The sequence below is a fragment of the Janthinobacterium aestuarii genome (assembly GCF_046113285.1).
GTDB lineage: Bacteria > Pseudomonadota > Gammaproteobacteria > Burkholderiales > Burkholderiaceae_D > Janthinobacterium.
On sequence record NZ_CP142524.1, the window covers coordinates 2,466,694 to 2,487,825 of the forward strand.

Consider the following 21,132-nt stretch of genomic DNA (forward strand, 5'->3'; position numbering starts at 1 on the left):
TGATGTCTAACAATGCAAGCAGCGGAAACAGCGGCGCTGGCAAGGGCGCCGCCAAGGGTAGCAGCGCTACGGGCAGAGGTCGCGGTCCCGGCAATGCGGGTGGCTGGCCCAGCACGACGGGACGGCCATCCGGCGGCAAGCGGTCCAACGGCCCGCCCGCAAAGGGCCGATAGTCTGCCTGATTACTCCCCCTCCGACGCGCAATACCTGTCCCGCCCCGTCTGCTTGGCGCGGTACAGCAGGGCGTCGGCGGCGCGGATCAGGGCGCTGGGGTCCATGCCTTCCGTGGGCATGACGCTGGCCATGCCCAGGCTGACGGTGACGTGCGGGCCGGCGCTCGATCTGGCGTGGGCAATTTGCAGCGCGCGCACTTCGTCGAGGATGCGCTGGGCCACCACTTCGGCGCCGTCGCGCGTTTCCTGCGGCAGCAGGATGATGAATTCCTCGCCGCCGTAGCGCGCCAGCAGGTCGGGCGGGCGCACGGCGCAGCGACGCAGGGCGTCACTCACCTGCTGCAGGCACAGGTCGCCCGCCTGGTGGCCATACGTGTCGTTGTAATCCTTGAAGTGGTCGATATCGGCCATGATGAGGGCCATCGGCACGCCGTCGCGCGCGCAGCGCCGCCATTCGCTGTCCATCGTGTCATTGAAGCTGCGCCGGTTGGCCACGCCCGTCAGCGTATCCGTCAGCGACAGCTCGCGCATGGCGTCGGCCTGCCGCTTGATGGTCAGCTGGCTGCGCACGCGGGCCCGCACGACGGCTGCGTTGAACGGTTTCGTGATGAAATCGACGGCGCCCGCTTCCAGCGCCCGCGTCTCGTCCTCGGGCTGGTTCAGGGCCGTGACGAAAATGACGGGAATGGCGCTCAGGATGGCCGATTCGCGCAGCGCATTGCAGACGGCGTAGCCATCCATGCCGGGCATGACGGCGTCGAGCAGGATCAGGTCCGGCAGTTGATTATGCGCAATTTCCAGAGCCTTTTCTCCGCTCAGGGCGAACAGCACCTCGTGTTCCTCGCGCAGCAACTGGTGCAGGATCTGGATGTTTTCCATGGCGTCATCGACGATGAGGATGCGCCCGTTCATGGCAAGGTTGGTCCAGCTCACTTGTTTTCCTCTCGTTTCAGCTGATCGAGCACGAGTTTTTCCGCTTCGGAAAAATTCAGGGTTTCGATCGCGTTGGCCAGCGCCAGGGCCGCTTCCCGGTCTGATTGTTGCAGGGCGGGGTGCAGCGCGTGGAATTGGGCCAGCGCCTTCAGGTTATTGTTGCGGATCAGGACAAGCAAGTCGGCCAGGCCGGCGCGCAGGTCGGGCGGCGCGCTGCCGGGTGCGGCGGGTGCACCCTGCCCGCGCCGCAGGGGCGAGGGCAGGGTGCGCGCCGCCTCGATGACTTCGGCCATCGCCAGTTCCAGCTGCCCCAGCAAGGCGGGTGTCGCGTGCGATTGCGCCGTTTTGAGCGTTTTTTCCGCCTCGCCTGCCAGGCTGGCGACGTGGGCCGCGCCCAGGTTGGCCGCCACGCCGCACACGCGGTGCAGCAGCTGCGCCGCCTGCCGCGTCTGGCCGGCGGCCAGCAGGCGCCGCGTGTCCTCGACGGCGTCGCCTTGCGAATTTTCAAAGCGCTTGAGCAGGGCCAGGAAGGCGCCGTAGTCGCCGCCGAAGCGGTGCAGGGCCGCCGCCAGGTCGATGCCGGGCACCGTGGCCGGCACATCGGCCATCCACGCGACGGCGTTCGCGGCCGGCATGGCGCTGCCGCCAGTGCCCGCACCCGGCGGCGCCGGCACCAGCCGGGTCAGGGTCTCGATCATGTCGTCGACATCGATCGGTTTGGCCACATGCGCATTCATGCCGCTGGCGATGGCGCGCAGACGGTCCTCGTCCATGGCATTGGCCGTCATGGCGACGATGGGCAGGTCCGGCAAGCCCAGCGCGCGGATGGCCAGGGTGGCGTCGTAGCCGTTCATGACGGGCATCTGCAAATCCATCAGCACCACGTCCCAGGCGTCCGGCGTGCTGGCAAGCAAGTCGACGGCCAGCCGGCCGTTGGCGGCCACGGCCACGCGCGCGCCCGAGTGCAGCAGGATGTACTGCGCCACTTCCTGGTTGATTTCATTGTCTTCCACCAGCAGGACGCGCATGCCTTCCAGCAAGCCCGACAAGGGCGTGGACACGGGCAGCGCGGACGGCGCGCTGCGGCCTTCGCGCACGGCCGTCACGGCCGCCAGCAGGCGTGCCGGGGTGGCCGGTTTCGAGACGATGCCGGCCAGCATCAGGCTGTCGGCCAGGCGTTCGAGGTTTTCGCTGTCCTGGTCGGCCACCAGCATGATCACGGGCGGCAGCGCCAAGAGCGCATCGGCGCGCGCCTCGGTGAGCATGGAAATGCCATCCATGCCTGGCATGGCCGCGTCGAGCAGCACCAGGTCTGCCGGCGGCAAGCCGTCCGGGCCACCGGCCTGGCGCAGCAAGGCCAGGCCGGCCGCGCCGCTGTCGGCGCTGCGGCTGTGCCAGCCCTGCGCCGCGCACCAGTCTTCCAGCATGGCGCGCACGCTGGCGTTGTCGTCGATGATCAGCAGCGACAGGGCCCTGGGCGCGCCCTTGCCGCGCGGCTCGTGCGGCGCCGCCGCCTTGCCGAAGCGGCAGCGGAAGCGGAAGTCGGAACCCTGGCCCAGCGCGCTTTTCACGCTGAGCTGGCCGCCCATCAATTCCACCATGCGCCGGCAAATGGCCAGCCCCAATCCCGTGCCGCCGTATTTGCGGCTGGTGCCGCTGTCGCCCTGGGAAAACGCGTCGAAGATGCGTTCCTGCTCGGCCGCGCCGATGCCGATGCCCGTGTCGCGCACGGAAAACTCCAGGGTCACGCTGGCCGCATCCTCGGCCGCCATGCCGATGGACAGCACCACTTCGCCATGCGAAGTGAATTTGACGGCGTTGCCCACCAGGTTGATCAGGATCTGTTCCACGCGCAGGGCGTCGCCGATCAGCTCGTCCGGCACGCCGGGGGCCAGCACGAACACGGGCTCCACGCCGCGCGCCCAGGCACTGCTGGCCAGCAGCACGCCGACGCTGCCGAGCATGCGTTCGAGCTGGAAGCGGCGCTGTTCCAGCACCATCTGTCCCGCCTCGATCTTGGAAAAATCGAGCACGTCGTTGACGATGTGGAGCAGCGACTGCGTGGCCATCTGGATCTTGCCGACGTAGCTGCGCTCGCGCCGTTCCAGCGGCGACTCTTCCAGCAGGCGCGCCAGGCCGATGATGGCGTTCATCGGCGTGCGGATTTCATGGCTCATGTTCGCGACGAATTCGCTCTTCGCCGTGCTGGCCGCCTCGGCCTTGTCGCGCGCGCGCACCATTTGCTCGTTGAGTTCGTGCAGGCGCAATTCCGTGCGCTTGAGCTCGGAGACGTCCGAGGCCAGCACGAAGAAGCCGCGCACGCCGCCGCTGTCGTCGACGTCGGGGATGTAATTGGTCCACGTATGGCATACCTGGCCCGTGGGGTCGAGCAGGTCGCGCTCGAAGCTTTGCGGCCGGCCCGCCAGCACGCCCTCGACGTGGGGCGCATACACGTCAAACAGTTCCTGCCCCAGCAATTCGCTCATGTGGATGCCGGCCAGCTCGGCGCTGCTGCGGCCAAACCATTCGTTATAGAAATTATTTGCGAAGCGGCAACGCAGATCGGCGCCCCAGTACGACACCATGCCGGGCAGGTTGTCGGTGACGGTGCGGATGAAGCGCTCGCTCTGTTCCAGGCGCAAGGTGGTGGCGTGCAGCACCTCGGTGGCGCGCTTGCGTTCCGTGATGTCGATCGACACCCCCAGCACGTGGCTGGCGCGCCCCGCGTCGTCGCGCAGCACCACCTTGCGCGTGGTGAAGTGGCGCGTGGTGCCGTCGGCCGTGTTGATCGGCTCCTGCTCGATTTCCACCATCTGCCCCGTGGCCAGCAGCTTGCGGTCGGCGCTGACGAAGGCGGCCGCCTGCTGCGGCGGGAAGAAGTCGTGGTCCGTCTTGCCCAGCAATTGCTCGCGCGAGCGTCCCAGGGTCAGTTCCGCATGGCGGTTGACCATTTCAAAGCTCAGCTTGTCGGCACGCTTGACGAAGACCATGGCCGGGATGTTTTCAATGATGGTGCCGAACAGGTGTTTCGAGCGGCGAAATTCCGCTTCGCTGCGCTTGCGCTCGCTAATATCGAGCCACAGGCCCGACACGCCCAGCAACTGCTGCTCGGGGCCGAAAATCGGGTGATACGAGACGATCCAGTGACTGAGCTGCTCGCGCTGCCGCCCGCCATGACCCTGCAATTCGAGGTCGACGATGGGCGATCCCGTTTCGAGCACCTGGCGCACGCAGCGTTCCACCTCCATGCGCACGGCGGCGTCGAACAGCATGGCGCCCACGGGACGGCCCAGATGCTGCGCCACGCTGGCCCCGTGGATGGCGGCCAGGTACTGGTTGATCATGACGACGCGCAAGTCCAGTCCCACGAACAGCATGCCGATGGGCGCCGTCGCGTAGACGGTTTCCAGCAGGCGCGTGGATTTTTCCAGGGCCAGGGTGCGCTCGCTCACCAGGCTTTCGAGCTGTGTGCGGTGGCGCCGCAAGTCGCGTTCCAGCGCGCCCAGCGCGGCTGCCATGTCGGCCGATTCGCGGTCCGTGTGCTTGTTCGAAAGCAGGGGTTTGCCTTGCGCCAGCGCATGGATCTGCACGGTCAGTTCCTGCAGGGTGCGGGCCAGGCGGCCGCCCACGCGCCAGGCCAGGGCAAAGCCGGCGCCCAGCAGCAGGGCCAGGATGAGGGAGCCGGTGACGACGGAGCGCAGCAGGGCTTCGGCCACCGTGCTGGTGCGGATGGTGACGGCCACCGTCCAGGCGTCGTCCGGCGCGCGGCGAAATCCCGTATACACGTCGATGCCTTCCAGGGTGGCGTGGCGCAGCACGCCTTCGCGCTGCTGGCGTATCTGCTCCAGCAGGGGGGCCGGGCTGCGCTGGCCCACATAGCGCTGGGGCGCCAGGGTGCGCGCCACGTTGATGCCGTCGGCGTTGACGATGGCCGCGCCCAGGTAGGCCGGCAGGTGCAGCTCGCGCAGCAGCAAGGGCAGGTAGTCGGGCGGGTACAGCGCCGTCAGCACATAGGCGGGTCCCTTGTTACGCGGCAAGCGTTGGTTCAGGGCCAGCCGCGGCACCTCGTCCGGCGACGTCAGCAAACTGGTCAGCCGTGGCTTGCCGTAGTCGCGCGCGCGGTCCATGCTGGCGGCCCATTTTTGCGGCAAAGGGGGCGGTGTCTGGCCGGCGGGCAGCGATGTATTGATGAGCTGGCGTCCCTTGGCGTCGGAGACGATGAAGGCGCTGACGGCCAGGCCCGGCTGCAGCAGGCTGCCGGCCAGCGTGCGCAGGGCGTCGATATCGTCGTCTTGCAGGGCGGGCGAGGCGGCCAGGAGGCGCGCGGCCATCTGCGCGCCGCTCAAGTCGCGTTCGATGGCGGCGGAGACGGCGCGCGCCGCCTGCGCCGTTTCGCTGACGACATGGTCGCGTTCGCGCGTGTAGCTTTGCGCCACGAGCAGGAGAAACACGAGGGCCGTCGGAATGACCCAGGCGAACACCAGCCATGAAATTCTTGAGCGTATCGAAGGCAAATCTTGCACCCGGAAAGCTCCCAGAATGGATGAGTCGACAGGCAGGCTCACGCTGGCGCTGGCTGACCTTGAATGAAAAGATGCTAGACGAAATTGATTGTTCTGACAAGCCTAGTTTCTTGGGTGGAAAAAAGGTTGCGCAAGGCATACAGAAGGGAGGTGACGCCCCTCCCGCCGTGGCGGCGGGAGGGCAGGGAAACTTAGGGGACCACGGTCAGCACGTCGACATCGATTTCCGGGCTTTCCATGAAATCCTTTTCCACTTCGCCGCGAATTTCCACGCGGGTCCTGGCGTCGATCTGGCGGTTCATGAAGACCTTGTCGTCGATGTCCACGCGGATTTCCGCCGTGCCGTCGGAAAACGTGTATTTCTCGTTGCCCACTTTGCGCAGCAGGTGGCCGCGCAGCACGACGGCCTGGTCGTCGACGGGATTTTTCAGGATGGCGGCCACATTGCCGGGCGCGGCAGGGCCGGCCGTCGGCCCCACGTATTGGGCGTGCGCGCCGCCGGCCAGCAAGGCGCAGGCGGCGGCCAGGGAGACGATGAGTTTGCGGTGCAGTGGCATGGTATTCCTTCGATAGTGAGTGGCGGCTCAGAAAAAGACGGCGGTGCGGGGGATGATAGCACCGGTATTGCCATAGGGCATGTTCGCCCGGACGCTGCCCGTGCTGGCCACGCCATCGTCGAGTTTGCTGTCGATCTGCTCGGCGTAGGCTTCGGGCAGGTTGTCGAAACGGATGCCGTTGCCGGCCCGTCCGCCCACTTCATCGTTGTACAGGTAGACGGCGCCGCCCTGGGCGCTGGTCATGAATTGCGAGGTGCCGTTGAACGAGCCGGTAATGAAGCCGCCCAGCGCAAGGTGCTGCGGCGCCAGCGTGAATTCGCGCGGCTGGCCGTCGCCGATCTGGCCGTCGCCATTGCCGTTGCCGGCCGAATTTGGTACGTGCACGGTGCCCTGGATATCGTCGCCGGGCAGGGCGCGGAATTTGTCTTGGTAGGCGTTGACGGCGGCCGTCAGCGCATTCGACTGCTGGATGATGTTTTTCACCTTGGCGCTGTCGATCAAGCCTTGTCCCTTGAGCACGCCGCCGAGCAGCAAGCCGATGATGACCAGGACGATGGCGATTTCTACGAGCGTAAAGCCGTGCTGGCGGCGTGGGAGCATGGGATTTCCTTGGAAAAAAGTGCTGGGGACTGGTATGGCAGTTTACTGCAATTGGCGCCGCGCGCGCACGGCATGTCGGACGGCCGCTCATGGCGCCGCCTTTTTCTTGTCGGCCAGTGCATCGAGCTTGTGCGCGAGGAAAGCGAGTTCGTGCGGGTCGCTGATCTGGCCGCTGGCGATCAGGCCGCCGATCACCAGGCGTGCGCTGTCGAGCTGGTCCATGTCTTCCAGGATGAACGCTTCCATCTCGCGCACCCAGGCTGGCACTTGCGGCCCCGTTGCCAGCCGGCGCAGGTCGCGTGCATAGGCGAGCGCCAGCGGCAGGTCATGCAACTGGTGTTTGGCCACCAGCGCCGCCTGCGCCATGGCGGGCCAGCGGTGCTGCGGGTCGGCGGCGAAGCTGGCGGCGACAAAATCGAGCATGCGCCGCGCGCGCTGCGGATCGGCCACGCCCGCGTACACTTCGCTGGCGGCCACCAGCGCGTAGCGGCTGCGCGGGTCGAGCGTTTGCGCCGTCTCCAGCCAGCCGGCCAGGCGGTCATAGTCGAGCTCGCGCCACGGCAGGCTGACGCCGGGCTGGTCCTCGAACGATTGCAGGTACAGCAGCATGGCCTTGGCCATGGCCAGCGGCTCGCCCAGGCTGGACAGGCGTGCCACGGCTGCCGGCGGCGCGGCGGGCAGGGGCCGCGCCTGTGGCGGTGCCTGCTGCTGCGCCAGGCGCCAGCCCAGCTGCAGCAGCAGGCAGGCCGCCAGCAGCCAGCGCAGGGGGCGCGGCACGCTCGACCAGGGACGCTGGGCGGCGGCCATCAGATGTTCCTGCGGTAAAAGTCGCACAGCGCGCAGCTGGCCAGCAAGGCCACATAGATGGCCGTTTGCGCCGCCACACTGGCCAGGGCTTGCCAGTCGCCGGTGGCGTACAGCAGCCACTCCGTGCGCGCAAAGGCGTCGAGGCGGGGCAAGAGCAGGGCCAGCACGTCGATGGCGCCAGCCGTGGCCTGTTGCACCAGGGAGTCGCCCGCCTGCGGGCCGTGCGCGAGTAGCTGCAGGCTGCCCAGCATGCGCGCCAGCACATAGAAACCGCTAGTCGCGGCCAGCGCGGGCAAGGCCTGCTGCAGGCTGGCCGCGCACAGCAGGCTGAAGGCGGCGACGATCCACAATTCTCCCAGCAAGGACAGCGCCCACAGCGCGCTTTGCGCGGGCGCGGCGAACAGCGCCATCAGCAGGCCGAACAGCACGGCGGGCACGGCCGCCAACGCCCCGTAGCCCAGCAATTTGCCCAGCAGGTAGGCTGCGCGCGGCATGGGCAAGGCCAGCAGCAATTCCAGGCCTCGGTCGGCCGCTTCGCGCGCCATGCTGGTGATGATGAACGTGGCCAGCAGGAAGACGCTGGCCAGGCGCAAGGCGGCCGCGAGCAGCGCCGCCTGCACGGCGCCGCTTTCCGTCAGCGCCAGTTGCTGCAGGAAGCCGGCCAGGCCGGCGGCGGCGCAGGCGGCCAGCACGAACAGCCACGGCAGGCGGCTGCGCAGCGCTTCGAGCAGCGTGTAGCGGGCGATGGTGAGGGCGGGCAGGAGCATCGGCATCAGCGGGGCAGCCTTTGCGCCGCCACCATGCGGTTGAACAGGATGTTCGGCGACAGCCAGACGACGATATCGTCGAACTCGCCGCCCGGCTGCTGCGGGCCGCTGGCGGCGCGGCTGATGACAGTGGTGGCGTTCGATGCATTGTTGCGCTCGTCGACATTGTTGCTGAAAGGAATAGCCTGGCGCTGGCCCTGCACGCCCGTGGCGCCAAAGCCGTTCTTGCCGTGGGACATGATCATGGCGGGGATGTCCCTTAACGCCGTCGCCTGCAGCAGCGCGCCGCCATTGCGCGTGACGATGCTGATGTCGCGCGGCGTGCCCAGGTTGAATTGCTGCTCGCTGTCGCTGAAGGCGGGCGTCACGCTGTAGCGGAACAGATTGTTCCAGCTGTCGCCCTGGCGCAGCCCCAGGGTGGCCCAGGGCAGGAAACCCGCACGTTTTTCGCCCGTGCAGCGGGCGCCGCGCCGGTCTTCCAGGCCATTGCCGGCGGAGATGGCGGGACACGGCAGGTAGCCGTAGCGCAGCGCGTAGCCCGTCAGCGCTTCCTTCGCTTCATTGAGCGCCTGTTGCGTCTCGGCCACCTTGCGCTGTTCCAGCTGCACCGTCAACGGCGTGACCAGGCCGCCGATCATCAGGCCGACGATGACGAGCACGATGGCGATCTCGATCAGGGAAAAGCCGCCCTGGCGGCACGCATGGCGGGCGCTCATGGCAGGTTGCGCGCGGCGCGCATGCGTTGATACAGGGTGGGCAAGGTAATCCAGGTCAGCATGTCGTCAAAGGCGCCACCGGGCAGCGTGGCAAGCTCGGTGGCGGGGCGGTTAATGAAGCGGCGGCTGGCGCCGTCGTTGGCGGCTTCGTCGATATTGCCGCGTGCCGTGTTGATCTGCGCCACGCCGCTGGCGGCCGTGCCGTAGTGATCCTTGCCTTGCGAGAACAGCACGACGGGCAGGCATTGGGCGCTGACGTCGCACTGGTCCTGGCCCGCCACGAAAGCGAATGCGCCGCGCCCGTCGCGCGTGAGCACGACTCTGTTGGCGACAGCGGAAAACGAGACGATGGGCGCGCGCGCCATTTCCGGCGTGACGCTGTAGCGCAGCAGCTTGCCCCAGGCGTCGACGCCGTCCACGCCCAGCGCCACCCACGGCAAAAAGCCGCTGCACTCGGCGTCGTTGGCGCAGTCGGCGGCCCGTTCGCGCCCGTCGAGGGCGGAGGCGGCCGGACGGGGCAGGCGGCCATTGGCCGCCGCAAAGCCCAGCAAGGCGTCGCGCGCCTGCGCCAGGGTGGCCAGGGTGCGCTGCTGGCGTTCGGCCTCGCCCGTGTTGCGCCCGAAGGCGCCGATCAGCAGGCTGGCCGTGCCCAGGCCCAGCACGGCCACCAGCAGCAACAGGGCGGCGCCGCGCTGGCGACGAAGTTGGCGATGCGGTTGGTGAGGCGTCATGGCGGCGCCTCGGTGACCGTGCCGCTGGCCGGGTCGTAGCGCTGGCCGGGCTTCAGCAGCACCACCTGGCCGTTCGACAGGCGCAAGGTCAGGGCGCCGGGCGTGCCGGACTTGTCGCGCGCAAGGCGGTTGTGCGGTTCGTTTTGCGTTTCCTGGTTCAGCCAGACGGTAGAGCGGCCGCTGCTGCGCTGTACCACGCCATTCAATTCCACGGGCGGGGCAGGCGGCGGTGGCGGCGGCGGGGCCGGGGGTGCCGCCAGGGCAGGATCGGGCGCCGGCGGGCCGTAGCGCTGCGCGTCGAGCTGGGCGCGCTGGTCGGGCGACAGGAACAAACGGCCCAGTTGCGGCGACTGTGCCTGGGCCGTGAGCGCGGCGCCGGCCAGCAGCACGCCCAGGACGAGGGGGCGCAGGAGGGGGAGGCGCAGGAGGGGGGCGCGCAGGACGGGGGGGCCGCTCATGGCCGCCCCGGCACGGGCGCGCTGCCCAGGGTCAGCCACAGCAGCTCGCATTCGGCGCCCACGGTGGGCGCAGCTCCGCTGCCTGGACCGGCCCCGGCCGCAGCGTGGCGCTTGAGCGTGCAATCCTGCACGGCGAAATAGCCGGCCTGGCGCAAATCGTCCAGCAGGTTCAGCAAATCCATCTCGTGCAGCAAATCCATCTGCAGGCGCATGCGGCTGCCGCGCAGCTGATATTGTCCCATCACCATGGGCAACGGTACTTGCAGCGCTTGCTGCGGGCTGATGTCATAGCTGATCGGCAGCAGTTTGCGCTGTTCCTGGCTGCGGCGGATGGCGTCGATCCAGGCCAGGCGGTTTTCCTCACCGATCAGGCCGCGCTGGCGCAGGGCCAGGAATTGCGGTTCGTAGGCGCGGATTTCCTGCTTTTCCGCCTCCGCATGGTTGAACAGGAGGGCGGCCGCCGAACGCGTGCGCTGGGCCAGGTCCAGCTGCTGTGCTTGACGCGCCCGGTAGGCGGCACTCAGGCTCAGCAGCACCACGCTGGCCAGCAAGGTCAGCGCAAAGCACAGCAGGGCGCGGCGTATCAGATGCAGTTCGCCCAGCCAGGCCGGCAGCGCGCGCGCGGGCGTGCCGCTCCGTTGCATGCCGGGCAGGGGCGGCTGTTTGACGGGGCCGCTCATGGCTGCCACGCGAGCAAGAGGGTGAAGCGGGCCTGGCTGGCCGGCGCCGGCACGGCGCTCTTGCCGGACAGGGCCGCGCTGGGGCGCAGGTCGAGCGGCGTTTCCTCGATCGTCACCTGCATGCCCGGCTGGCGCGCCAGGGTTTGCGCGAAGGCCGTGATGGCCGCCAGGGCCGCGCGGTAATCGTTGTTCGGCATGGCCACGTCCGCTTCCAGGCGCAAGGCCTGCGGCGGCGCGACGGGAATGCCGGCCAGGGCGCTGCCGGCCGGTGCGCCCGTACTTTGCTGCTGCTGTGGCGGCGTCTGATTGCTCGCCACGCGCGCGGGCGCCTGGCCCGCATGCCAGTGCAGCTGGCCCAGCGCGACTTGCGGCGCCTGGTCCAGTGCGGCGCTCAGTATGCCCAGCAGCCGGCCCGGCTCCGGCGCCTGGCTGGCGATCATGTGGCCCAGGGTCACGGCCACTTTCATGTTTTGCGTCTTGGCCGGCGCCGGCGGCTGGGTCGACATGACGCTGCGGTAGCGCTCCTGATAGGACGCCGTTTCCTGCGCCAGGCGTTCGATGGCGGCCCCGTCGGCTATGCCGCCGAGCAAGTTAATCGCGCACCACAGGGCCGCCGATGCGCCGATCAGCGTGCTGGCGCCATACAGCGTCTTGCGCGCGCGCTGGAAGTGGTAATAGCGCGCCAGCGCGCCGGGCGGATAGTGGCTGGACGGCGGATGCTTGCCCAACAAAGTCAGCAGCAATTCGTCGGCCAGCGCCGGCGTGCGGCGCAAGCCCACCCGTTCGCCCGCCAGCTGCAGGTCGATGAAGTGGTAAGCCACTTCGACGCCGTTGTCGCACAGCAGTTCGAGCTTGGCGATTTGCGCGGCCGGCGCCAGGATGACGGTATTCAAGACGTCGCCGCGCGCCAGCATGCGCGTGCTGGTGAGAAATTGCCGCGTTTTTTCCGTTTCCAGCGCAATATTCACGGCCACGCCATCGAGCGCGATGGTGGCCGTCTGGCGCGAAAAGCGCAGCTGGCCCTTTTCATAGTAGCTTTGCCGCAAGCCGCCCGACTGCTGCGTCACCAGCAGCAAGTGTTCGTGCGCGACCGACAGCTTTTTGACCAGCGCGATACTGAGCAGGCTGGTCGAATAAATGCCGGCCACGGGCACGCGCAAGTGCTCGAGCGCCTCCGTCCATGGCTGCAGCAAGGATGGGTTGGTCAGCGCAAAGAACAGTACCTGGTCGTCGTGGCGGCCCGTGCTTTCGCGGCCCAGCAGGGTGCTGCCCCGGTAGGGCGTGTCGCGGTGTAATTGCTGCTTGCGCCGCTCCAGCAGGGCCCGGCCCGCCTTGCCGCGCACGTGGGGCAGCAGCTGGCGCTGGAAATCTTCCTCGATCAAGTCCGTCAGCAGGTAGGCGGGCACGCCCGACCGTTGCCCCTGCGGATCTTCCAGCCACGCGGCGAAACCGTCCAGCCCGGCCGCGCTGGCGGGGAAGGCCTGGCCCTGGCCCAGCACGCCGTGGTCCCAGTCGTAGGCGCACAGCGCGTCGCTGGTGATGTAGAGTAATTGTTTGCGGAACACGGCGGTCTCAGGTCTCCGGTCTCAAGTTTTCATCGTGCTGATGGTGTCGTAGATCGGCCCCAGCACTGACAGCATGATCCAGCCCAGCAGCAGGCCCAGGATGACCGTCATGGCCGGCTCGATCATGGCTTGCACTTTTTCAATCAATTCCTTCACTTCGCGGTTGTAAAAGTAACTGACATTGCGCAAGGCCGTGTCCAGCGAGCCCGTGGCCTCGCCCACCTTGAGCATGCGGATCACCAGTGGCGGGAAGATGCCCGTGTGCTGGAAGGCGGCGGTCACGCCATGGCCTTCGCTGATCAGCTGGGCGGCGCGGCGCAGGCCGGCCGCCACCACCTGGTTGCCGGCGATGCCTTCGGACAGGCGGATGCATTCGAGTATCGTGATGCCGGAAGCATACATCAGGGCAAAAAACGTGGCGAAGCGGGCCAGGATGATCTTGTGCAGCACGGGGCCGACCAGCCACAGCCGCAGCTTCAAGCCATCCCACGCGTAGCGGGCCGCCTCGCTGCGGCGGATCAGCGCGCGCAGGCCGAAAAACAGCAGCACGGGCAAGGCCAGCAGCACATACCAGTAATCGATGAACACATTCGATACAAAGATCAGCACGCGCGTGTGCAGCGGCAGCTCGCCGCCCATGTTGCGGATGAAGGCCGTCAGCTGGGGTACCAGATAAATCATCAGGAAAAACGTCACGCCCGCCACCACCAGCGCGACGATGACCGGGTACATGACGATCTTGCGCGTCTGCGAGGCCAGCTCGTCCTGCCACTTCAGGCTTTCCGACAGGTTCTTGAACACTTCGGCGATCTTGCCGCTCTGTTCGCCCGCCAGGATCAGGCTGGTAAACGTGGCGTCGAAGATGTCGCCATGCTGGGCCAGCGCGCCCGACAGCGGCAAGCCGCCTTCGATGCTTTCGATCAGATCCGTGACGACTTCGCGCAGGCGCGGGTGGTCCGTGCTTTCGCGCAAGTCGTTCAAGCCTTCCAGGATGGGCACGCCCGCACCCGTCAATTGTTCCATGTGGAAGCAGAAGTTGATCAGGTCGCGGCGGTGGATGACCCGCTTGCCCAGCAGCACCAGATACTGGCCCGTGATCTTGCAGTCGATCAAGTCCAGCTGCATGCGGTGCAGGCGCGCTTCCAGGTCCGGCACGTTGGCCGCCTCCATGCTGCCGGGAATCAATGCGCCGGCGGCATCCATGGCGCGGTAGACATATTGCGCCATCAGGCCAGCCTTTCCGTCAAGTCGACCACGCGGCCCACTTCTTCCAGCGTGGTCACGCCTTCGAGCACGCGGCGCACGCCGTCGTCGACGATGCCCTTGAAGCCGGCCGCGCGCGCCGCGTTCTTCAATTCGCGCGAACTGGCGCGGCGCGCCGTCAATTCATCGAGTTCAGCCGTCATCTTGAGGATTTCCATGATCGCCAGGCGGCCCTTGTAGCCCTGGTGCGCGCAGCGCTCGCAGCCGACGGCGCGGCAGATGGACGCGGGCGCATCGCTTGCTGCCAGGCCCAGCAGGCGGCGCTCGACGTCGTCGGCGATCACGGTTTCCTTGCAATGCGGACACAAGCGGCGCACCAGGCGCTGCGCCACGATGCCGATGATGTTGCCGGCCATGATGTCGGGCAGGATGCCGATGTCGAGCAGGCGCGCCACGGAACCGATGGCCGAGCTCGTATGCAAAGTGGAATACACCTGGTGGCCCGTCATGGCGGCGGCAAAGGCCATTTCCGCCGTTTCGCGGTCGCGGATCTCGCCCACGAGGATGATGTCCGGGTCTTGCCGCATCATCGAGCGGATGCCGTCGGCAAAGCCCAGCTTGACCGATTCGTTGACGGAGGTCTGGCGTATCATGTTCATCGGATACTCGACCGGGTCCTCCAGGGTCATGATGTTGACGCTTTCCGTATTGATATGGTTGAGTATCGAATACAGGGTGGTGGTCTTGCCGCTGCCCGTCGGGCCCGTCACGAGGATCACGCCGTCGGGGCGGGCGATCATCAGTTTGAGCAAGTTCAGTTCCGCTTCGGCCAGGCCCAGCCCGTCCAGCGGGACGATGCCCTTCTGCCGGTCCAGCACGCGCAGCACGACGTTTTCGCCATGCGTGGTGGGTTGCGCGGACGCGCGGAAGTCGATTTGCCGACCAGAAAACTTGATGCTGATGCGTCCATCCTGCGGCGCGCGCGCTTCGGCGATATTCATGTTCGACATCACCTTCAGGCGCACGGCCATGGCCGGCCAGTACGATTTGTGCAGGCTGCGGATTTGCCGCAGGATGCCGTCGATGCGGTAGCGGATGCGCAGGAACGACTGTTCCGGCTCGAAATGGATGTCCGAGGCGCCGTTCTGCACGGCGTCGGCCAGCAGCGCGTCGATCAGGCGCACCATGGGCTGGCTGTACTCGTCCGAGGGCGAGGCCATGCTCTGGTAGCTGACTTCGCCCGTCTCGATTTCGTGCAGGATGCCGTCGATCGACAATTCAAAACCATAGTACTGGTCGATGGCGCGCGAAATGTCCGATTCGTTGACGAGCACGGTGGAAATCGTGATGCCCTTGACCAGCATGGCGCTGATCTGGTCGAGCGCGACGATGTTGCTGGTGTCGGCCATGGCCAGGATCAGGTTGTCCGCCTGCCGCTCGTAGACGATGGGAAAGACACGGTAGCGCTTGGCCACGTCCTTCGGAATCAGCTTCAGGGCGATGGCGTCGACCACCAGGCTCGACAGGTCCGCGCTGACCTGTTTCAGGTTTTCGCTGAGGGCCTCGCGCACGGTGGCTTCCGTGACGAAGCCCAGGGTGATCAGCAGCTTGCCCAGCGGTTCGCTGCTGCGCCGCTGCTCGATCAGGGCGATGCGCAACTGGTCTTCGCTGATCACCCCTTTCTGGATCAGCAATTTGCCCAGCGGAAGTTTTGCCTGTTCTGCCATGTAGTGCTTATTCCTGACGGGGTGGGATGGTGACGGGCTCGGCCGGGGGCGGTGCTGCCGGCGCGGGGGCCGCCAGTTCGCGCAAACGCGTTTGCACGACGGCCTGGTCGAAGGCGGCCGGCGTGGTTTGCGCCAGGGTCAAGGCGCGCTGGTAATACGTGGCGGCCAGCTTGGGCTGGTTCAGCCGGTCCAGGCCGACGGCCAGGTTGAAGGCATAGTCGGGATTGCCGGGCGCGGCGCCGTAGGCGCGGAAAAATTGCTGCTGCGCTTCGTTCCAGCGGCGCTGCTTGGCATACACATTACCCAGGGCAAACAGCACGGGGCCGCTGTCGGGGGTGCGGGCCAGGATGGCTTTCAGCCTGGCTTCGCTCTGCACGACGTCGCCCTGGCGCAGGCCGATCAGGCCGGCCAGCGCGACGCCATCGTCCGGGTTTATCTCGAGCAAGCGCACGTACAGCGATGCCGCCTGCGCGCCCTGGTTCTCGCGCAGGGCCACGGCCGCCAGGCCCAGCAGCGCGTCGCGGTTGTTGGCATCCTGCCGCAGCACGCTTTCATATTGCTGGCGAGCAAGGCCCAGCTGGCCCGCATTGAAGGCCTGGTAGGCTTGCTGCACGCCTGGGTTGATTTGCGGCGCCGTATCGTTGCGCAGCACCTGGATCTGGCTATTGTCGGGCGCGGCCACCGGTGGCAGGCTGGGCTGCGCAGGCGGCGGCAGTTGCGCCAGCTGGGCGGCCACGGCCGCTTGCGCGGCGGCCTGGATCATCGCCTGCTGTTCCGCCGCGCCGGCTGGCGGGCGCTGTTCGCGCGGCGCGTCCTGCGGCAGCGGGGCGGGCGCCGGGGCGTCCGGCAGGACGCCGCCGGCCCCAGGCAGCACCACGATGGGGCCGGCAACGCCGGCCGTGCCCGGGGCGTCCGTCAGCGGCATGGGTACGCCGGGCAGGTTGGCGCCCGCGCCGGGGCTGCTGCTGGCGCGCCAGTACCAGTACGCCATCGATCCCGCCACCAGCAGCAGGATCGCCAGCAGCACGGCCAGGCGCACGGTGGCCGGGTCGACGCTGATGGGGCCGGTGGGGCCTTTCGGCGGCGGATTGCTGCGGCTGGCGCGTGGCTTGGCGGGCGGCGGTTCCGGACGGGCGCGCGGCGGCTCGGGGGGCGGGCCAGGTTGCGTGCCTTGCTGTGAACCGGGCTGCGCGCCGCTGGACTCGGGCTGCGGCGCGGGAGCGTCCTGCAGCGGTTCCAGGCGCAAGCTGCTTGCCGGCTGCGCGGGCGGTGGCGCGGCAGGCGCTGGGCGGGGCGGCAGGGCGTCGGCCGGCGCCAGTTCCAGCACCTGGTCGTAGGCTTCGGACGGCTTTTCCAGTTCTTCGTCGGAAAGGCTGTTCTGCTTGGCGCGCTCGGCTTTCTTGAGCGCCTGCATCAACAAGCTCATGGGACGTCTCCCTGCAGGCGTGCCTGCGGCTGGACGGCTGGCGCCGGCGGGCCATCCGTGTACGGCTGGCTGTTGAGCGGCGCCTGGCCGGGCAGCAGGTAACGGTAGTCGCGGTAATCGCCTTCGATGCTGGCATCCTTGACCACGACGGGGCGCATGAAGATCACCAGCTCCGTCTTGCTGCTTGCCTCATTACGATAGGTGAACAAATTGCCCACGACGGGCAGGCTGGACAGGCCGGGCACGCCATCCTTGGCATTGTCGATGGAATCCTGCATCAGGCCGCCCATCACGGCGATCTGGCCATTGCCCACTTTCATGATCGATTCCAGCTCGCGCGCCTGGATCACGGGCACGCGGCTGATCACGCTGGCCGTGGCCAGGGCCGGATTCGGGTCTTGCACATAACCCACGATGCGCGTAATGGTGGGGCGCACATTGAGCGTGACTTCGTCGCTGTCGGAAATCTGCGGCGTGACGCTCATGACGAAGCCGACGGGCACCGTTTCCAGTTTCGACTCATAGGTGGCGGGCGTGGTGATGGTGCCAGTCGAACTGATCACGGCCGGCGTCACCTTGATGGTAAAGAAGACATTGTTGTCGACCACCTTCAACATGGCCGTTTGATTGTTGAGCACGCTGATCTTCGGGCTGGACAGCACTTTCACCTTGCCGAACGATTCGAGCAGCTGGATGGTGGTCCTGAAACTATCCTTCATGTAGTTGAGCACGAAGATGCCGGGCGACGTACCCGGCAGCACGCCGCTGGGCAGGGGCAGGGTGCCGACACGGCCCTGGTTCAGGCTCAGGCTGCCCGTCAGGCGCGACCAGTTGATGCCTTGCTGATATTCATTGCTCAGGCGCACCTCGATGATGGTCGCCTCGATCAGCACTTGCCGCTTGGCGCTGTGCAACACGGCGTCGAGGAATTCGGCGATCTTTTCGTGCTGGCGACCCGTGGCGCGCACGGCGATCAAGCCGCCTTCCACGTTGACGACGACGGACGAGGGGCTGCCCTTGTTGGCCAGTTTTAATAGCGGCAGGCCGTTCGCGTCGAGCTGCTGGCCAGGATTCGCATTCTGGTTGGGTGCCTGCTGGCCTGGCGCATACTGGCCGCCAGTCTGCATCGGCGCCTGGCTGCCGTATTGGTTGCCGCCCTGATTCTGCTGCTGGCCCGGCTGGCCTGGCTGACCCGCTTGTCCCTGCTGGCCTGGCGTATTGCCCTGTGCGGCCGTCAATTGCTGGTTCAGCTGCGCCAGCGGGTCGACCTGCACGTCGTTGAGCGTGGTGTCGCGCAGCAGGTCGCGGATATTTTTTTCCAGGCTGTACCAGAAGTTATTTTCCGAACGATTCACGACCAGGGTGGTCGAATTGTTATTGCCGTTGCCGCCGCTGCCTTGCGTGCTGCCAACGGGATTGCTGGCGTTGTTCGACCCGCCGCCCGCCGTGGAAATTTGCGTAGCGATATTCACGCTGCTGTTGGTGCTGCGCGCGATGTTGACGTAATCGATCTTGTAATTGCGCCATACGGGTGCGTCGGGCAGCACCGTCAGGTTCTTGCCATCGATTTCGTAGCGCATATCGACTTGCTTGCCGATACGTGCCAGCAATTGCGGCAGGGTCTGGTTCAGCGCATTCAGGGTGACGCTGCCTTCGATCTGCGGGTGGATGTCGATATTCATGCCCGCGTCGCGCGCCAGCGCAAACAGCAGCGATTGCACGGGCACCTTGTGCACGGTGACGCTGTAGGTTTCCACCTTGGGCGCGGGCAAGGGCGCGGCCAGCGCGCTGCTTTGCTGCACCGGTTCGGGAATGGCGCCGCCGGCGACGGGCGCGGTATTGAGGTGGGCAGGCGACAGCGGCATTTGATGCGTGGCGCAGCCGGACAGCACGGTGCCGCAGGCGAGGGCGACCCAGGAGGCCAGCACAGGAATAGGGTGTTGATTCATGAAAAGTTCGCCCTTGGAGTCGTGTTGTGCCTTTGCAATTTTACCCAGCATGATCGCCTAAAATCAATCGGCTGTGCGGGCTCCGAAGGCAATATACCGAAATAAAGTCAGGGGCTACCACGCGCCGCTGGTGCCGGTGTCGCGGCTTTCATTTCCGTACGGATACTACCTATGTCGTTCAGCAATATTTTCTGTGGCGACGAGGGGGCCAGCCTCGCCCAAACGGCTTCGGCGCTGGCCCGGTCGGCGAAGCTGCCGTAGACGATGTCCAGGCGCGCGATGGCGTTTGCGGGCGCTGCGCCAGGCAGGCGAAACACGTGAAGATCGCGCAGGCCGATCGCTTGCTGCGCCTGCTGCAGGAAAGTTTCCGCCGCGGCCGTTTCGGTGGCGGGCAGGCTGGCGATTTGCAGCACCAGTTGCTGCGGCCTTTGCCGTGTCAGCCAGTCGCGCGATTCGGCCAGCTTGCCCTCGAGCAGCGTCGACGGCGCCGGCAGCGGTGCGCGTGGGACGGCAGCCGGGGCCGAGATAGCCGCCGTTTGGCCCGGTACCAGCCATTGCCACAGCAGTGCCGCAGCCAGCAGCAGCATCAGCGCGCTCAAGACGCCCGCCAGCAGCTTGCCCGCATGCCAGGGCGGGCGGTGGAAGGGGCTGTCGGCAATGGCCAGGCGCACGTGGCGCGCGCTGATTTCCTGCGCATCGTCCGCAAACGCGGCCAACAAGGCCTTGTCGGCCAGGATATTGACCCTGCGTACGATGCCCTGCGCCGCGCGCGCCAGCCGGCGCAGCGCGGCAGGCGTAAAAACGAGCGGCGCCAGGCGGCCGGCGGCGGCCAGGCGGCACGCCAGATAATCGTTCAGCAAGGCTTGCGGCAGGCGCGGCACGGTGAAACTGTGGGTGATGCGTTCCTTCAATTGGCGGAACTGGGGCAAGTCCAGGGTGTGCTGCAATTCCGGCTGGCCAAACAGCACGATTTGCAGCAGCTTGTGACTGGCCGTTTCCAGGTTCGTCAGCAGGCGCAGCGCTTCCAGGGTGGCGCCCGGCATGGCTTGCGCCTCTTCGGCCAGCAGCACCACCTGGCGCCCGGCCGCATGCCTGGCGATCAGCTCGCCGTGCAGGGCGCGCAGCGCGGCATCGGCGCGGCATCCGTCCAGTTCCAGGCCCAGTTCGGCAGCGATGGCGTGCAGCACTTCGTCCGGCTCCAGGCAGGGATTGAGCAGGTACAGCACGTCGACCTGGGGCGGCAGGCGTTCGGCCAGCATGCGGCACAGCATGGTCTTGCCGCTGCCCACTTCTCCCGTCAGCTTGATGATGCCTTCGCCTTGCGTGACGGCATACAGCAGCGCATCGAGCAGTTCGCCCCGCGTATTGCCGGGATAGAAAAAGGCCGGGTCCGGCGTGATGCCGAACGGCGCCGTGCGCAAGCCGAAATGGCGCAGATACATGCCGTACGGCGAGGGCGCGTAGTGGCTGGAAACCTGCGTGTCGGTGTTCATGCCGCGATGCAATTGAGAAAAGCCTGCTCCAGGCTGGCGTCTTCCGTGCCGCCATGGCGGGCGCGGCATTCGGCGGGCGTGCCCGTAAATACGATGCGGCCCGCATGCAGGATGGCCATGCGGTCGCACAATTCTTCCACATCGGCCAGCGCATGCGAGGTGAGCAGGGCGCCGCGGCCCTGCGCATGCGCTTGCCGCAGCACCTGCTTGAATTGCGCGCGCGCCTTCGGGTCGAGTCCGCTCATCGGTTCGTCCAGCACCAGTTGCCGCTTGCCCGACAGCAGGCAGGCGACCAGCCCCAGTTTCTGCATCATTCCTTTCGAATAGGCGCGCGCGGGACGCAGCAAGGCGTCCGGCGCCAGGTCCAGCGCGTCCAGGGCTTGCTGCACGGCGTGCGCATCGGGCCGCACATCGTGCAGGCGCGACAGGTAGCGCAGGAAGTCGCCGCCCGTCAGGTAATAAGGCGCCTGGAAACGTTCCGGCAGAAACGATAGCGGCTGGCGCGCCGCGCCATGCCGGTGCGGCCGGCCGAAAATGGCGATCTCGCCCCGCTCCGGCGTGCAAAAGTCGAGCAGGCATTTGAGCAGGCTCGTCTTGCCCGCGCCATTCACGCCGACCAGGCCGAACAGTTCACCCGCGCGCACCTGCAGGTCGACGCCGCGCAGCACGGCGCTGCCCGCCAGCTGCAGATGTACGTTGTGGAACTCGATGGCGCAGGCGTTCATAGGGGCAATGGTCGGCAGGGAAGACGGTGAACGACCGCCATTATTGCCATGGGCGCAGGCGGGCGGCAAGTGTTTCCTTGCATCATGTTGAAATGCGCA

General features: G+C 67.0%; 17 protein-coding genes. All 17 read right to left on the bottom strand.

Annotation, left to right across the window (positions count from 1 at the left end; translation table 11 throughout):
• Positions 1–182: 182 nt before the first annotated feature.
• The 17 genes from OX462_RS11125 to OX462_RS11205 all read right to left on the bottom strand — a co-directional run bounded on the left by OX462_RS11125 (position 183) and on the right by OX462_RS11205 (position 21,033).
• Positions 183–1,106 (bottom strand): diguanylate cyclase domain-containing protein, encoded by a 924-nt coding sequence (locus OX462_RS11125; protein ID WP_230504841.1) that lies wholly within the window; start codon positions 1,104–1,106, stop codon positions 183–185.
• Positions 1,103–5,587 carry a PAS domain-containing protein gene (locus OX462_RS11130; protein WP_409028416.1) on the bottom strand — a complete coding sequence of 1,495 codons (4,485 nt, stop codon included), beginning with the start codon at positions 5,585–5,587 and terminating at the stop codon, positions 1,103–1,105. The genes OX462_RS11125 and OX462_RS11130 overlap by 4 nt, the downstream gene beginning before the upstream one ends.
• A 233-nt stretch (positions 5,588–5,820) precedes the next feature.
• Positions 5,821–6,186, bottom strand: a complete 366-nt coding sequence (locus OX462_RS11135) for a YgiW/YdeI family stress tolerance OB fold protein (RefSeq protein WP_070222900.1) — start codon at positions 6,184–6,186, stop codon at positions 5,821–5,823.
• Positions 6,187–6,213: 27 nt separating this feature from the next.
• Positions 6,214–6,786, bottom strand: a complete 573-nt coding sequence (locus tag OX462_RS11140) for a prepilin-type N-terminal cleavage/methylation domain-containing protein (RefSeq protein WP_409028417.1) — start codon at positions 6,784–6,786, stop codon at positions 6,214–6,216.
• Between the two features lie 87 nt (positions 6,787–6,873).
• The gene (locus OX462_RS11145; protein ID WP_409028418.1) at positions 6,874–7,593 is read right to left on the bottom strand and encodes a hypothetical protein; all 720 of its coding nucleotides are present in this window, start codon (positions 7,591–7,593) and stop codon (positions 6,874–6,876) included.
• Positions 7,593–8,366, bottom strand: a complete 774-nt coding sequence (locus tag OX462_RS11150) for an ABC transporter permease (protein WP_409028419.1) — start codon at positions 8,364–8,366, stop codon at positions 7,593–7,595. Before OX462_RS11150 ends, OX462_RS11145 begins: the two co-directional genes overlap by 1 nt.
• Positions 8,366–9,076 carry a type II secretion system protein gene (locus tag OX462_RS11155; RefSeq protein WP_070291216.1) on the bottom strand — a complete coding sequence of 237 codons (711 nt, stop codon included), beginning with the start codon at positions 9,074–9,076 and terminating at the stop codon, positions 8,366–8,368. Before OX462_RS11155 ends, OX462_RS11150 begins: the two co-directional genes overlap by 1 nt.
• The gene (locus OX462_RS11160) at positions 9,073–9,807 is read right to left on the bottom strand and encodes a hypothetical protein (RefSeq protein ID WP_409028420.1); all 735 of its coding nucleotides are present in this window, start codon (positions 9,805–9,807) and stop codon (positions 9,073–9,075) included. The genes OX462_RS11155 and OX462_RS11160 overlap by 4 nt, the downstream gene beginning before the upstream one ends.
• Positions 9,804–10,265: a hypothetical protein gene (locus tag OX462_RS11165; protein WP_409028421.1), complete on the bottom strand. Its 462-nt coding sequence runs from the start codon at positions 10,263–10,265 to the stop codon at positions 9,804–9,806. Before OX462_RS11165 ends, OX462_RS11160 begins: the two co-directional genes overlap by 4 nt.
• Complete coding sequence (locus OX462_RS11170; protein ID WP_409028422.1) at positions 10,262–10,945, bottom strand: hypothetical protein; 684 nt, start codon at positions 10,943–10,945, stop codon at positions 10,262–10,264. The genes OX462_RS11165 and OX462_RS11170 overlap by 4 nt, the downstream gene beginning before the upstream one ends.
• Positions 10,942–12,510 (bottom strand): hypothetical protein, encoded by a 1,569-nt coding sequence (locus OX462_RS11175; RefSeq protein WP_409028423.1) that lies wholly within the window; start codon positions 12,508–12,510, stop codon positions 10,942–10,944. Before OX462_RS11175 ends, OX462_RS11170 begins: the two co-directional genes overlap by 4 nt.
• A gap of 21 nt (positions 12,511–12,531) precedes the next feature.
• A complete protein-coding gene (locus OX462_RS11180; protein WP_070224564.1) occupies positions 12,532–13,737 on the bottom strand; it encodes a type II secretion system F family protein in 1,206 nt (401 codons plus the stop codon).
• Positions 13,737–15,440, bottom strand: coding sequence for a GspE/PulE family protein (locus OX462_RS11185; RefSeq protein WP_121669843.1), 1,704 nt, complete (start codon positions 15,438–15,440; stop codon positions 13,737–13,739). Before OX462_RS11185 ends, OX462_RS11180 begins: the two co-directional genes overlap by 1 nt.
• 7 nt (positions 15,441–15,447) lie before the next feature.
• Positions 15,448–16,866, bottom strand: a complete 1,419-nt coding sequence (locus OX462_RS11190) for a tetratricopeptide repeat protein (RefSeq protein ID WP_409028424.1) — start codon at positions 16,864–16,866, stop codon at positions 15,448–15,450.
• Positions 16,863–18,815 carry a pilus (MSHA type) biogenesis protein MshL gene (locus OX462_RS11195; protein WP_070220286.1) on the bottom strand — a complete coding sequence of 651 codons (1,953 nt, stop codon included), beginning with the start codon at positions 18,813–18,815 and terminating at the stop codon, positions 16,863–16,865. The genes OX462_RS11190 and OX462_RS11195 overlap by 4 nt, the downstream gene beginning before the upstream one ends.
• Positions 18,816–18,922: 107 nt before the next feature.
• A complete protein-coding gene (locus tag OX462_RS11200) occupies positions 18,923–20,308 on the bottom strand; it encodes an ExeA family protein (protein WP_409028425.1) in 1,386 nt (461 codons plus the stop codon).
• Positions 20,305–21,033: an ABC transporter ATP-binding protein gene (locus OX462_RS11205; RefSeq protein WP_070312061.1), complete on the bottom strand. Its 729-nt coding sequence runs from the start codon at positions 21,031–21,033 to the stop codon at positions 20,305–20,307. The genes OX462_RS11200 and OX462_RS11205 overlap by 4 nt, the downstream gene beginning before the upstream one ends.
• Positions 21,034–21,132 lie beyond the last annotated feature (99 nt).